At 42.0% G+C, this 12,664-nt stretch carries 16 protein-coding genes and 1 other annotated feature; of the genes, 1 reads left to right on the top strand and 15 read right to left on the bottom strand.

The window, feature by feature from the left end; translation table 11 throughout:
- Position 1: 1 nt before the first annotated feature.
- The 8 genes from BCM40_RS06845 to ruvA form a co-directional block, all read right to left on the bottom strand.
- Positions 2 to 379, bottom strand: coding sequence for a LapA family protein (locus BCM40_RS06845; protein ID WP_065526587.1), 378 nt, complete (start codon positions 377 to 379; stop codon positions 2 to 4).
- Positions 380 to 453: 74 nt separating this feature from the next.
- The gene (gene secDF / locus BCM40_RS06840; protein WP_065526588.1) at positions 454 to 2,730 is read right to left on the bottom strand and encodes a protein translocase subunit SecDF; all 2,277 of its coding nucleotides are present in this window, start codon (positions 2,728 to 2,730) and stop codon (positions 454 to 456) included.
- A gap of 149 nt (positions 2,731 to 2,879) precedes the next feature.
- Positions 2,880 to 3,188 (bottom strand): post-transcriptional regulator, encoded by a 309-nt coding sequence (locus BCM40_RS06835; protein WP_065526589.1) that lies wholly within the window; start codon positions 3,186 to 3,188, stop codon positions 2,880 to 2,882.
- Between the two features lie 118 nt (positions 3,189 to 3,306).
- Entirely contained in the window at positions 3,307 to 3,582 is a 276-nt protein-coding gene (gene yajC / locus BCM40_RS06830; protein ID WP_065526590.1) for a preprotein translocase subunit YajC, read from the bottom strand.
- Positions 3,583 to 3,624: 42 nt separating this feature from the next.
- Entirely contained in the window at positions 3,625 to 4,767 is a 1,143-nt protein-coding gene (tgt, locus tag BCM40_RS06825) for a tRNA guanosine(34) transglycosylase Tgt (RefSeq protein WP_065526591.1), read from the bottom strand.
- Complete coding sequence (gene queA / locus BCM40_RS06820; RefSeq protein ID WP_065526592.1) at positions 4,764 to 5,843, bottom strand: tRNA preQ1(34) S-adenosylmethionine ribosyltransferase-isomerase QueA; 1,080 nt, start codon at positions 5,841 to 5,843, stop codon at positions 4,764 to 4,766. The genes tgt and queA overlap by 4 nt, the downstream gene beginning before the upstream one ends.
- The gene (gene ruvB, locus BCM40_RS06815) at positions 5,840 to 6,838 is read right to left on the bottom strand and encodes a Holliday junction branch migration DNA helicase RuvB (protein ID WP_038703626.1); all 999 of its coding nucleotides are present in this window, start codon (positions 6,836 to 6,838) and stop codon (positions 5,840 to 5,842) included. The genes queA and ruvB overlap by 4 nt, the downstream gene beginning before the upstream one ends.
- A gap of 18 nt (positions 6,839 to 6,856) precedes the next feature.
- Positions 6,857 to 7,453 (bottom strand): Holliday junction branch migration protein RuvA, encoded by a 597-nt coding sequence (gene ruvA, locus BCM40_RS06810; RefSeq protein WP_008431513.1) that lies wholly within the window; start codon positions 7,451 to 7,453, stop codon positions 6,857 to 6,859.
- 125 nt (positions 7,454 to 7,578) lie between these two features.
- Between ruvA and BCM40_RS06805 the strand changes: the two genes are divergently transcribed.
- On the top strand, positions 7,579 to 8,112 hold the full coding sequence (locus tag BCM40_RS06805) for a transcription repressor NadR (RefSeq protein WP_065526593.1): 534 nt from the start codon (positions 7,579 to 7,581) through the stop codon (positions 8,110 to 8,112).
- Between the two features lie 47 nt (positions 8,113 to 8,159).
- On the opposite strand, the gene pheA is transcribed toward BCM40_RS06805, so the two are convergent.
- The 7 genes from pheA to rplU all read right to left on the bottom strand — a co-directional run bounded on the left by pheA (position 8,160) and on the right by rplU (position 12,408).
- Positions 8,160 to 9,026, bottom strand: coding sequence for a prephenate dehydratase (gene pheA, locus BCM40_RS06800; RefSeq protein ID WP_065526594.1), 867 nt, complete (start codon positions 9,024 to 9,026; stop codon positions 8,160 to 8,162).
- A 15-nt stretch (positions 9,027 to 9,041) separates the two neighbouring features.
- The gene (locus BCM40_RS06795) at positions 9,042 to 9,494 is read right to left on the bottom strand and encodes an ACT domain-containing protein (RefSeq protein ID WP_008431510.1); all 453 of its coding nucleotides are present in this window, start codon (positions 9,492 to 9,494) and stop codon (positions 9,042 to 9,044) included.
- Between the two features lie 16 nt (positions 9,495 to 9,510).
- Positions 9,511 to 10,800 carry a GTPase ObgE gene (gene obgE / locus BCM40_RS06790; RefSeq protein WP_065526595.1) on the bottom strand — a complete coding sequence of 430 codons (1,290 nt, stop codon included), beginning with the start codon at positions 10,798 to 10,800 and terminating at the stop codon, positions 9,511 to 9,513.
- Between the two features lies 1 nt (position 10,801).
- A complete protein-coding gene (locus BCM40_RS06785) occupies positions 10,802 to 11,317 on the bottom strand; it encodes a Spo0B domain-containing protein (protein WP_065526596.1) in 516 nt (171 codons plus the stop codon).
- Between the two features lie 146 nt (positions 11,318 to 11,463).
- On the bottom strand, positions 11,464 to 11,754 hold the full coding sequence (gene rpmA, locus BCM40_RS06780; protein WP_008431505.1) for a 50S ribosomal protein L27: 291 nt from the start codon (positions 11,752 to 11,754) through the stop codon (positions 11,464 to 11,466).
- Positions 11,755 to 11,767: 13 nt separating this feature from the next.
- A complete protein-coding gene (locus tag BCM40_RS06775) occupies positions 11,768 to 12,097 on the bottom strand; it encodes a ribosomal-processing cysteine protease Prp (RefSeq protein WP_065526597.1) in 330 nt (109 codons plus the stop codon).
- A gap of 2 nt (positions 12,098 to 12,099) precedes the next feature.
- Complete coding sequence (gene rplU, locus BCM40_RS06770; RefSeq protein WP_065526598.1) at positions 12,100 to 12,408, bottom strand: 50S ribosomal protein L21; 309 nt, start codon at positions 12,406 to 12,408, stop codon at positions 12,100 to 12,102.
- 13 nt (positions 12,409 to 12,421) lie between these two features.
- Positions 12,422 to 12,503: a sequence feature (ribosomal protein L21 leader region), on the bottom strand.
- Positions 12,504 to 12,664 lie beyond the last annotated feature (161 nt).

The raw sequence follows: 12,664 nt of genomic DNA, 5'->3' as shown, positions 1-12,664 counted from the left end.
TTCAGATTTCCTCTTTAGTTGTTTTTTCTTCCGAATCTTCTGGTGGTTTTTCACTTGTTACAATTTGAGCTTCTGGTTCTATGCCCGCTTTTTGGTAGGCACCAATTTCGTTTTGTTGTGTCGCGATTAGTGTTTCTTTTACTGCCATTTCTTTTTGCAATGCTTTAATTTTGCGTTGCATTTGGTAGTTGCGCATAATCGCCAACACGCTGCTCAGTAAAAAACCAAGAAGCGCAGAGGCTAAAATAACCAAAATCAATGGCCATTCAGCTTCGCCAAATACATAATTGACGGGAACTTCATCAACGTTGACAACGGCAAATACAGCAATAATTACGGCAAAAACAAGTCCAATTAAAAGTAGCCATTGTAGTTTCATTGTCATTTCTCCTCTCAACTAAAAAATGGAACAGGGTCATTCTAACTATACCCTGTTCCATTTCTATTTCAAACTTAAACGACAGGCTCGTCAGAACCCCATTTGTTTTCTTGTTCTTTTTTCTCAATATCGATTGGTCCCTTTTTATTCAACTCACCTTTTTTCAAAACTAGCCATAACTGAGCCGCGATAAAGATTGAAGAATAAGTACCGGCAATCAAGCCAATAAGTAAGGCAATCGAGAAGTTGGTGATTGAAGGTGCACCAAAGATTAATAGCGCAATTACAACTAATAAGACGGTTAACACCGTGTTGACTGAACGCCCTAGCGTTTGGCGAAGTGATACGTTGACCACTTTCTCTAATTGCTCGACCGTATCAATTTTCTTCATCCGTTTCATGTTTTCACGAATACGGTCAAATGTCACTATCGTATCATTGATCGAGTAACCGATAATCGTTAAGACCGCAGCGATAAAGGTAATGTCTACTTCAAGACGGAGCAAACTAAATGCTGCGACGATAAAGAATGCATCGTGAATTAATGCAACGATTGAAGCGACACCCATGCGCCATTCAAAACGGAACGCGACATAAATGATAATGCCAACAGCTGCGATGGATAAGGCATACAGTGCATTTTTCGCCAATTCTTGACCTACTGTCGGTGACACTGTTGACACGTTTGGTTCTGCGCCAAACTCATCCATTGTAACAGCTTTCAAATTGTTAATTTGTTCTTGGCTAAACTCTTCTTTGAAACGAGCAACACCAATATTGGAATCATCACCTGAAATAACAATATCGTCTGTTTCAAATCCAGCTCCATCTAAGAAAGTTTGCACTTCTTCTTTTGTTAACGCAGCTTCTGATGCAATTTCCACTCGCGTCCCACTTGAGAAATCGATTCCTAGATTTAAACGGAACACACCAAGAACAGCCATTCCAGAAACGATCAATACAATCGAAGCTAAGAAAAACTTATTGCGATTGGCCGCAAAATCAAAACGGTCGAAACGCGTCGGCAGATCAGTAATTTCTAACTCTTTTTCTTTTGAATAAATCACTGATTTTTTCAATCCGAACAAACCAGGTTTGTTGTCGAGTAAACCACTGTTGACCCACAAGCCAAGCAGTAAACGTGATCCCCAAACAGCCGTTAAGAAACTAACTAAAATAGAAATAATAAGTAACGTCGCGAATCCTTTAACTGAACTTGTACCAAAATAAAATAGCACAATTGCAGCTAATAAAGTTGTAACGTTCGCATCTACAATGGCAGAAAACGAAGAACGTGCGCCTACTTGGAACGACTCTTTAATCGACTTCCCTATACGCATTTCTTCACGAATACGTTCATATGTGATGATGTTGGCATCTACTGCCATCCCGACACCCAACATAATTGCCGCAATACCTGGCAACGTCAACACGCCACCAATCCATTCAAATACGAGCAAAATCAAGTACACATAGGCAGATAGCGTAACCACTGCGACCATACCTGGCAAACGATAGTATACAAGCATGAATAACAGCACTAACGCAATACCAACTGCAGCTGCCACCATTGTTTGGTCTAGAGCTTGCTCACCAAATTGCGCACCGACAGAAGTTGAATAAATCTCTTCTAAACTAACTGGTAACGCACCGGCATTTAAAATTCCCGCAAGGTTTTGCGTTTCTTCTACTGTAAATGACCCTGAAATTTCAACAGATGGTGAAGAAATTCGTTGGTTTACACTTGGAGCAGAAACAAATTTCGGATCGGCCTTTAACCGTTCTTCTGCAAATGAATCTACACCTTCTTCAAAATCAAGCCAAATAACCAGGACATTATTAGGTGATGCTATTTGTGAAACTTGTTCTGTAATTTCAGCAAATTTACTCGGGTCGTTTAATTCCAATGTAACGATTGGGTTACCATTCGAATCAAAGGTTCCCGTAGCTCCACCTTGTTTCAAGTCATTCCCTGAAAGCAATAAATTGTCTTCAGCATCGCGGAATGTTAAGTTGGCTTCCGTCGACAGCAATTCTCGAGCAGAAGACTGATCTTCTACGCCCGCTAATTGAACACGAATGCGATCTTCTCCTTCAATTTGAATCACCGGTTCACTGACACCGAGTACGTTAATTCGGTTCATTAACGCATTGGTCGTATCCGTCAGCACGTCTTGCGTAATTTCTTGGCCATCTTCAAGCGCTGTTACTTCGTAAAGCACTTCAAAACCACCTTGTAAATCCAATCCTAATTTAATGTCTTTGGCGATCGGTAAACTCGTGCTGCCAATAACTCCTATTAGTAAAGCTACCAACAAGAAAAAGGCAATAATGCGACCTCTTGCTTTCATATGTAATTTTCCTCCTCGTCGTGAAAAACACAGCACTATCATTATGAAACAGCGATAAAGCGCTGTCAAATTCAACTCGGCTAATCGAGTGATAGATGTGTGTTTTAAAAATCTAGTTGAATCCAGTCTACCGAATAAAAAATATGCATTTATTTTTTATTCGGTGGACGCAGTAAATGTTGAATATTTTCAAGCGTGCTGTCATCATGCCACCGGGCTTTTTTTAACGCTTCAACTTGATGATAAGCCAAAAAGTCAGATGCCCTCATATCCATAATGTCGTTAATCATTTCATACAAGTGCATAGTGTTTATATCTTTTTTTCGCCATTTTTTCTTTACACAAAATTCCCATAAATCTTCTTCTGTAAAAGTATCGTAATCGAAATGATGAAATTCACTGCGTTTACTTTCGAGCGCTGGCAAAACGAATTTAAATTGTTCTGGATAACTCGTCATGCGAATACTCCTTTCCGATGTGCTGTACCTATTGTACCTCGTAACTGGAAAATTTAGAATAAGTACATTTTTTATTCAATAAAAAAACGCCTTCTGAATCGAAGGCGTGCTTTTACATTTAGATTGCTGCTTTTGCAGATTCCACTACACGTGCGATCGCTTGACGCTCAAACTGCAAACGCGTGCCATCAGCTACCGTGATGTAGACTGTTGCATCATCTACTGCATCCACTAGGCCGTGCAAACCACCGATTGTGACAATGCGGTCGCCACGTCTTAGTTCAGACTGCATGTCTTTCGTTGCTTTCTGACGCTTTTGGGCAGGACGGATGATGAAAAACCACATTAACAAGAACATTAATAGTAAAGGTGATAACGCAATTAACGTATCCATTATTCAATTTCCCCCTTTCACTTTCTCTATTCTTTTTCAAACTCAGAAATTTTTAGCATTGGGTTTATTGAAACCGTAAGCTTCAAAAAATTCTTCGCGGAAATCTCCCAGGCGGTCTTCTCGAATAGCTTGACGCACCTGTCCCATTAAGTTTAACAGAAATTGCAGGTTATGATAACTAGTAAGTCGAATTCCGAAGGTTTCATCGGCACGAATTAAATGATGGACATATGCACGCGAATAATTTGTACATGTATAGCAATCGCATTTTTCGTCGATTGGTCCGAAATCACGTTTAAATGCTGCGTTTTTAATGTTCAAACGCCCTGTGCTTGTCATCAATGTACCGTTACGTGCGATACGTGTTGGCAATACGCAGTCAAACATGTCAATGCCGCGAATTGCTCCATCGATTAATGAGTCAGGTGATCCGACCCCCATTAAATAACGAGGCTTGTTAGCAGGCATTAACGGCGTTGTAAATTCTAACGCGCGGTTCATAACGTCTTTTGGTTCACCAACCGATAATCCACCAATTGCATACCCTGGGAAATCAAGTGATACAAGATCTTGTGCACTTTGCTTACGCAAATCTTCAAACTCTCCGCCTTGAATTATTCCAAATAATCCTTGATCTTGTGGACGTTGATGCGCTTCGAGGCAACGTTCTGCCCATCTCGAAGTTCGCTCAACACTCGATTTCATGTATTCATGAGTCGCTGGAAAAGGTGGACATTCGTCAAATGCCATCATGATGTCAGAACCAAGATCATTTTGAATGTGCATTGCTTTTTCAGGGCTTAAAAATAATTTATCGCCGTTCATGTGATTACGGAAATGAACGCCTTCTTCTTTAATGTTACGGAATTCGCTTAGTGAAAACACTTGGAAACCGCCTGAATCCGTTAAAATTGGACGATCCCAGTTCATGAACTTGTGCAATCCGCCTGCTTCTTTAATGACATCATTTCCTGGACGCAACCATAAATGGTATGTATTGCTTAAAATGATACCGGCATTCATTGCTTTTAATTCTTCTGGCGACATTGTTTTAACTGTTGCTTGCGTTCCCACTGGCATAAATGCCGGTGTCTCGAAAGATCCGTGTGGGGTGTGGACGATTCCAAGTCGTGCACCTGTTTGTTTACAGGTTTTAATGTGTTCGTACGTAACTGCTGCTGTCATTGATGAGTCTCCTTTTTCTGTGGTTCAATAAACATCGCATCTCCAAAGCTGAAGAAACGGTAACGTTCATCTACTGCTTGTTTATAAGCGTTTAAAATGTGGTCTCGGCTCGATAATGCGCTTACGAGCATCACCAATGTCGATTTTGGTAAGTGGAAGTTGGTGATCAAGCCATCTACCGCTTTAAATTCATAACCTGGGAAGATGAAAATATCGGTCCAGCCACTATCTTCTTGCAATTCGCCGTCAAACTTTTGAGCAACAGACTCTAGTGTACGTGTTGAAGTTGTGCCAACTGACACTATTCGTCCACCGTTCTTTTTTGTTTCATTGATTAACTCGGCGGTTTCTTTTGATATTCGGTAAAATTCCGAATGCATTTCATGATCTTCGATTGACTCTACTGACACGGGACGGAATGTACCCAGTCCAACGTGAAGTGTGATAAACGTAATATTTACACCTTTGTTGCGAATTTTTTCTAGCAACTCATCTGTAAAATGAAGTCCAGCAGTTGGCGCCGCCGCACTGCCCCGTTCTTTTGCAAAAACCGTTTGGTAACGGTCTTGGTCTTCTAGTTTTTCACGAATGTATGGGGGCAATGGCATTTCACCCAATTGATCCAAAATCTCATAAAAAATACCGTCGTAAATCATTTTAAAGTGACGTCCGCCGTGGTCAAGAATAGCGGTACATTCTGCACGCAGCAATCCTTCACCAAATGACACAACCGTGCCGATCTTCACTTTTTTTGCAGGTTTCACCAAAGTTTCCCATACATCATCTTCAATTTGCTTTAACAGCAATAATTCGATGTTAGCGCCAGTATCTTCTTTCACACCCATTAAACGCGCAGGCAATACGCGCGTATCATTTAACACGAGCGTGTCTCCTTTATGCAAGTAATCGATGATGTCGCGGAAATGACGGTGAGACGTCTCGCCGGTTTCTTTGTTCATAACCAATAGACGACTGGATGTACGGTCAAGCAACGGTGTTTGTGCGATCAAGTCTTCAGGTAAATCAAAATCATAATCTTGTATAGTTAAGCTCTTGTTTTCAGTTAGTTTAGTCATTCAGGCATCTCCAGTTTAAAGTGTTCATAAGCTAATTGTGTAACGGTACGGCCTCTTGGCGTTCGTTGAATAAAACCAATTTGCAACAAGTACGGTTCGTAAACATCTTCAATCGTTGTCGACTCTTCTCCAATACTTGCTGCGATGGTATCGAGTCCAACAGGTCCGCCGCGGAAACGTTCTATCATACCCGTTAATAGTTTATGGTCAATGTGATCCAGTCCGAGTGGATCGACTTGCAGCATTTCAAGCGCTTGCTCTGCCATGTCCATTGTGATGGTGCCGGTGCCACGCACTTGTGCATAATCGCGCACACGCTTTAACAAACGGTTGGCAATACGCGGTGTTCCACGAGATCGTCGTGCAATTTCAACAGCGGCATTTGGATCGATGTCTGCTTCGAATAATTTTGACGAACGAATGACGATTTCCGTCAACGCTTCCGTGTCGTAATAATCGAGCCGTGACAACACCCCAAAGCGGTCACGCAGCGGTGCCGATAAAGCACCCGCACGTGTCGTTGCACCGATTAACGTAAACGGCGGCAAATCTAGGCGTACAGACCTCGCGGTTGGACCTTTGCCAACGACAATGTCTAAACAGAAGTCTTCCATTGCAGGATAAAGTACTTCTTCAATGGCACGGTTTAAGCGATGAATTTCATCGATAAACAAGACATCTCCAGGTTCTAGCGATGAGACGATTGCTGCTAAGTCACCTGGTCGTTCAATAGCAGGGCCACTAGTCATCTTGACGTTTACTTCCATTTCATTGGCGATAACAGCAGCCAATGTTGTCTTCCCGAGTCCAGGAGGCCCGTACAACAAGACATGGTCTAAACTTTCTTGACGCATTTTTGCCGCTTCGATGAAAATTTGCAAATTGTGCTTTACTTTATGTTGCCCAATATATTGAGACAACATTTGAGGGCGCAATGATTGTTCAAAACGATCATCAAATTCCGAAACTTCACTATCTATAATGCGGTCTTCCATGTCGTTCGCCTCCTTTCATCAGTTTTGTTTAAGTAATAACTGCAACGCTTTTTTCATAAAGCCTTCTGTATCTAAATCCAAATCACGTAATTGCGGTTTTACTTTATTGATTTCCCGTTCTGAATAGCCAAGAGCTCCGAGTGCCAACATTGCTTCTTCAAGTTCTAGTTGGTCGTTAGATAGCAAGTTACTCGTGTCTTCCACGCCTAACGAATCTCCGAAAAACTCAGTAAGCTTGCCTTTTAGATCCAAAATCATTTGACGAGCTGTTTTCTTACCGACTCCTGGGAATTTCACTAAATACGATTCATTTTCCTGTTCGATCGCTTCGATGACATGTTGCGGTTGTCCGCTCGCTAAAATGGCTAATGCCCCTTTTGGACCGATACCAGAAACCGAAATTAGTTTACGAAATAATTCCCGCTGCTCGAAAGTTGGAAAACCAAATAACAATTGAGCATCTTCACGTACATGATGATGCAAAAACACTTGCAAATCCTCTGTGCCAAATGAATACGGATTTGGCGCAAAGATTTGCCAGCCAATTCCTTGTTGTTCTATTACTAAATATTCAGGCGTTACGCGTGTCACCGTGCCTTTTATGTAATCGTACATGGACAGTCTCTCCTTTAATTCAACTTAACAATTATAGCATATTCTTGTGCTTTAGACGAAATAATCCCACTGTTGTTCGGCACATGATAAGATAACTATAACGAGTCGATAAGTGAGGGATTTAAATGAAAAAATTATTAGGTGAACAACGGCGCCAATTTTTGCTCGAAAAAATTAAAACGGCAAACGAACCGATAACCGGCAGTGATTTGGCTGCTCTTACCAACGTATCTCGGCAAGTGATTGTAGGGGATATGACTTTGCTAAAAGCAAAAGGCGAACCAATCATCGCTACGAGCCAAGGGTATTTGTATTTAATGGACCGTACGACAGAAAAAGCAAGTCGACGCATTGCTTGTCGTCACCTAGCCGAAGACACTGAACTAGAATTGAAGCTATTAGTCGAAGCAGGGGTTACTGTTATAGATGTGTCGATTGAGCATCCCGTATATGGTGAATTAACTGCAGGCGTTCATGTATCGAACGTTCAAGAAGTAGAAGCCTTTATGAAACGCATACGTGATACAGGAGCTAGTTATTTGCTCGAGCTAACAGATGGGACGCACCTTCACACCATTACTGGGCCAGACAACGAGACCCTTGACCAAGCTGTAAACGCAATGCGGGAGCACGGGTTTTTATTAGAAGACAGCGAATAAGTCATTAAATGAAAAAATCCCGCAGCATTTCCGCTGCGGGATTTTTTTTAATTTTTATAAGTATAATACGAGCCGAGCGTTTTTACCGTACAACCTAAAGCTGTTAGTTCTTCAAAGGCACCGCGCATCATCGCATCGTTTTCATCTGCTAGTACATCTGCAATAAAGAAATAATCACCTAGACCTGTTTTTAATGGACGGGACTCGATTTTACTCAAGTTTAAACGGCGCCATGCAAAAACCGACAATATTTGGTGTAACACACCTGAACGGTCATCTTCTGGCAAAGTCATCATCAAGGTTGTTTTGATTTGGTCTTCATGATCCGGATTTTCGAGCTTATGATTGGTTTTTGACAACACGAAAAAGCGTGTGTGGTTAAAATGGAAATCATGAATATCGCGTTGCAAAATATCCAAGCCGTATTTTCGGGCTGAAAATTCATTGCCTATTGCTGCGATATTGCGCTCTGGCAATTCAGATACCATTTTAGCTGCCGCTGCTGTTGAGCTATATTGCTCGAGTGGCGTATTTTTATATGTATAGTAAAGGTATTTGTGGCATTGTGCCAATGCATGCGGATGCGAATAAATCGCTTCAAATGATTCCGCGTGGCGGTTTTCAGGGTGCACCAATAAATGCTGTTCAATCGGCGACAATACTTCAGCTGTCACATACAATTGAGCTTCATGGAATAAATAATCTACAGTTAATGGAACCGATCCTTCTAATGCATTTTCCAGTGGGACGACAGCGTAATCTACGCTGCCTTCTGCCACTGCTTCTATGCATTCAGGAATGGTTGTAAATGGCACTAGGGTACTATCAGGGAAAACTTTTGTTGCCGCAAGGTGTGTAAATGACGCTTCCGGCCCTAAATATGAGATTCGTTTACTTATAGCTTGTCCAGTCATTTAAACATTCCTCCATTAAGATGATCCGCTTGATACCACATCAGCCGACTCGACAAAATCAAGTTTTTTCAGCTGTTGCAAAAATACGTCCAAGTTCCCATCCATCGCCGTAACGTCCAAAGACAAAGTCACATTCGCCCGTCCTTGAATCGGAATGGTTTGATGAATGGTTAAAATATTACAGCCATTTTCAGCGACTGTTTGCAGAAGTGTCGCAAGCGTTCCTGAGCGGTCTTCTAATTGCAAGAAGACCGTCAAGATCCGTTCTTTGACAATCGAATGGAACGGAAATACAGCGTCACGATATTTATAAAACGCGGAGCGTGAAAGACCTGTTTTGTTAACGGCATCCATAATCGAAATGCGGTCATTTTGCAACATTCTTTTCACTTCAAGCGTTTTTTGCATCGCTTCTGTTAAAACGTCTTCACGCACTAAATAATACCGTTGTTCCGAAATATCCTTCATTCAAGCTACCTCCGCATCAATCCATAAATTCGAATTCGAATTCAAGCAAGCGAACCGTGTCGCCATTTTCCGCTCCACGTTCACGAAGGGCATCATCAATTCCCATGCCGCGCATTTGACGAGCAAAGCGACGAATTGAATCTTCACGAGAAAAGTCTGTCATTTTGAACATACGTTCAATCGCATAACCAGACAAGATAAATGCACCATCAGGACCGCGTGTAATGCTAAAGCCATCAGCATCTGTTTCGTGTTTGTACAATACAGTGCTTTCTGAATCAGCTTCTTCATCGCCCATTAATGGGAATTCTGGTGTTACTTCAATCACATCTGCAATGGCAAACAATAAATTGTTTAAGCCTTTACGCGACAACGCAGAAATCGGGAAAATACGTGCATCTTCCGGCAATTTCTCACGGAATTTCGCTAAATTCTCTTCAGAATCTGGCATATCCATTTTATTTGCAACAATCAATTGCGGACGTTCTGTTAAACGCATATTGTATTGTTTTAATTCTTCATTGATTGTTAAATAATCTTCATAAGGATCGCGTCCTTCAAGACCCGACATATCAATGACGTGAATAATAACACGCGTGCGTTCGATATGACGTAGGAATTGATGACCAAGACCGATTCCTTCGTGTGCGCCTTGGATTAATCCAGGAAGATCGGCCATAACAAAGCTGCGCTGGTCTTCTGTTTCAACCATGCCCAAGTTTGGAACGATCGTTGTGAAATGGTATTCAGCGATTTTTGGTTTCGCTGCAGAAACGACTGACAATAATGTCGATTTCCCAACACTCGGGAATCCAACAAGTCCAGCATCCGCTAACACTTTCAATTCCAAAATGACGTTGCGCTCATAACCCGGTTCGCCTTTTTCCGAAAGCTCTGGAGCAGGATTTGCAGGCGTTGCAAAACGTGAGTTTCCTCGTCCGCCGCGTCCGCCTTTAGCAATAATTGCAGTTTGACCATGTTCAACTAGGTCAGCAATTGTTTCGCCTGTATCGACGTCTTTTACAACTGTGCCTGGTGGAACTTTAATCAATGTATCTTCGGCTTTCGCACCGTGTTGATTTTTGCTCATGCCGTGCGTTCCGCGTTCTGCTTTAAAAATCCGTTTGTAACGGAAATCCATTAGCGTACGCAATCCTTCTTCAACGATAAAGACGATATTCCCGCCTTTACCACCATCTCCACCGGCAGGACCGCCGTTTGGTACATATTTTTCGCGACGGAAAGCAACCATGCCATCTCCGCCGTCGCCACCTTTAACATAAACTTTTACGTGATCGACAAACATATTATCCCTCCATCTGTGCACGAACAGCCACTATTGTGCCGTCTTCGCTACACTCTTTTCGTACAGTGAATCCATCTGTTTCCACTAGCTTCAAGTCCGGCCAACTCTCCGAACACTTGATAATTATTTCAAAAAACGCTGCGTCGGATGTCAATAAAATCTCACAATCAAACACTTGATAAGGACTCAATTGTTTTTTTGCTAATTCCACAAAACCCTCTAAAAAACGCCGGAATTCGCCATCTAAATGTGCGGGTGCTGCAACAGCCTGACACTCTACAAGAAAATTAAATCCAGGAAAGCGCCAATTGACTGTCAACAGCCACTCCTCTGTCAGCGGTAGCCCGATGTCAGCTAACCGACTGGCATGCATAGACGCTTCGGCATACGAACGAATAAGCGCTTGCGCCTCTTGGAGACGACCAAGATCCATATTCATTTTGATTAATTGAAGGTCATTTAAAAAATCATGGCGCGCATGCCGAAGCGATTGTGCCACTGTCATTGGTTTTTCCATAAGTCACGTCCTGATTCAGCTTCTTATTCCAGTATACCAATAATTCGCAGTAAATTCCTAAAATAATGCGTCTATCTTGTCTCGTGAAGTGCGTCGATTATTATCAAAAGAAAAAGGACTGCGAAAGCAGCCCTTTTCGTTTTGTATTAAGCTTCTTGTGCAACTGGATATACGCTAACTTTTTTCTTATCGCGTCCGTAACGTTCGAAACGAACAACTCCGTCGATTTTAGCAAAAAGTGTATCGTCTCCGCCGCGTCCAACGTTCTCACCTGGATAAATTTTAGTCCCGCGTTGACGGTATAAAATTGAACCACCAGTAACTTCTTGGCCGTCTGCACGTTTTGCGCCAAGGCGTTTAGATTCTGAGTCACGTCCGTTTCTCGTTGAACCTACACCTTTTTTAGATGCAAAAAACTGAAGATCTAATCTTAACATTCTGTCCCACCTCCTAAGCTGTGAAGGTTATTTTAATATATTCTTCATAGTCTTGTTCAATCGTTTTTAATGAAACAATCATAGAGCGCACTAACAGTTGAACCTGTTGATCTGTCTTCTCATCCAAGTTATTCGGAAAACTGACTTTTAAAAAGCCGCTATTCGCTTGCTGAATGTCTGGTTCGATTCCCGTCAGCTCCATGATGGCATTCACCGCTCCGAAAGAGACAGCAGATGCTCCAGCACATACGAGGTCTTGCCCGTGTTCAGCGTAATCCGCGTGACCTGACATTTCAAAGGAAGAAATGCGGTTTGACGTTTCTTTTACAGTTACAAGTATCATTCTTACAGGTTAATTGCATCGACAGTCAATTTTGTGTATGGCTGACGGTGACCTTGTTTTTTGTGATAGTTCTTTTTCGCTTTATAAGTGAAAACAGTGATCTTTTTAGCGCGGCCGCTTTTTACAACTTTAGCCGTAACAGTAGCTCCCTCAACAAAAGGAACACCCACTTTAGTATCATCTCCACCTACAAATAGAACTTTGTCAAAAGTGATAACATCACCAGCTTCTCCGTTCAATTTTTCAACGTAGATTTCTTGGCCTGCTTCAACTTTGATTTGTTTTCCACCAGTTTCAATAATCGCGTACATATCCTTGCACCTCCTCTAGATTAAGACTCGCCTATTCAGGTGATCTGCCGAAGCATCTTCTTAAAGTAACCTGATTCGAGCGGTTGTAGCAACGATACGCTACAAACATAACATTAGAATAATACCATGTGGGAACTAGTCGAGTCAATAGAGAATGTACTATTTCGGGAAATTGATTGTGGCGCGTGTGGTTTTGATTTGTGCGAGGTGCGGTTATCTCGGTGCGAGGTGCGGTCTTTGTTGTTTGAGGTGCGCT

The sequence above is a fragment of the Planococcus donghaensis genome (assembly GCF_001687665.2).
Classification (GTDB): domain Bacteria; phylum Bacillota; class Bacilli; order Bacillales_A; family Planococcaceae; genus Planococcus; species Planococcus donghaensis.
Note: the sequence above shows the minus strand (reverse complement) of the source record. Positions and strands in the feature narration are given on the sequence as shown.

What these genes read in the sequence shown, in the direction of transcription:
- secDF (WP_065526588.1), bottom strand. Translation starts at nt 2,730, where the DNA reads ATGAAAGCAAGAGGTCGCATTATTGCCTTTTTCTTGTTGGTAGCTTTA.
- queA (WP_065526592.1), bottom strand. Translation starts at nt 5,843, where the DNA reads ATGACTAAACTAACTGAAAACAAGAGCTTAACTATACAAGATTATGAT.
- obgE (WP_065526595.1), bottom strand. Translation starts at nt 10,800, where the DNA reads ATGTTTGTCGATCACGTAAAAGTTTATGTTAAAGGTGGCGACGGCGGA.
- rplU (WP_065526598.1), bottom strand. Translation starts at nt 12,408, where the DNA reads ATGTACGCGATTATTGAAACTGGTGGAAAACAAATCAAAGTTGAAGCA.
- ruvA (WP_008431513.1), bottom strand. Translation starts at nt 7,453, where the DNA reads ATGTACGATTACATAAAAGGCACGGTGACACGCGTAACGCCTGAATAT.
- BCM40_RS06775 (WP_065526597.1), bottom strand. Translation starts at nt 12,097, where the DNA reads ATGATACTTGTAACTGTAAAAGAAACGTCAAACCGCATTTCTTCCTTT.
- BCM40_RS06835 (WP_065526589.1), bottom strand. Translation starts at nt 3,188, where the DNA reads ATGACGAGTTATCCAGAACAATTTAAATTCGTTTTGCCAGCGCTCGAA.
- yajC (WP_065526590.1), bottom strand. Translation starts at nt 3,582, where the DNA reads ATGGATACGTTAATTGCGTTATCACCTTTACTATTAATGTTCTTGTTA.
- rpmA (WP_008431505.1), bottom strand. Translation starts at nt 11,754, where the DNA reads ATGTTAAGATTAGATCTTCAGTTTTTTGCATCTAAAAAAGGTGTAGGT.
- BCM40_RS06785 (WP_065526596.1), bottom strand. Translation starts at nt 11,317, where the DNA reads ATGGAAAAACCAATGACAGTGGCACAATCGCTTCGGCATGCGCGCCAT.
- BCM40_RS06805 (WP_065526593.1), top strand. Translation starts at nt 7,579, where the DNA reads ATGAAAAAATTATTAGGTGAACAACGGCGCCAATTTTTGCTCGAAAAA.
- ruvB (WP_038703626.1), bottom strand. Translation starts at nt 6,838, where the DNA reads ATGGAAGACCGCATTATAGATAGTGAAGTTTCGGAATTTGATGATCGT.
- pheA (WP_065526594.1), bottom strand. Translation starts at nt 9,026, where the DNA reads ATGACTGGACAAGCTATAAGTAAACGAATCTCATATTTAGGGCCGGAA.
- BCM40_RS06845 (WP_065526587.1), bottom strand. Translation starts at nt 379, where the DNA reads ATGAAACTACAATGGCTACTTTTAATTGGACTTGTTTTTGCCGTAATT.
- tgt (WP_065526591.1), bottom strand. Translation starts at nt 4,767, where the DNA reads ATGACAGCAGCAGTTACGTACGAACACATTAAAACCTGTAAACAAACA.
- BCM40_RS06795 (WP_008431510.1), bottom strand. Translation starts at nt 9,494, where the DNA reads ATGAAGGATATTTCGGAACAACGGTATTATTTAGTGCGTGAAGACGTT.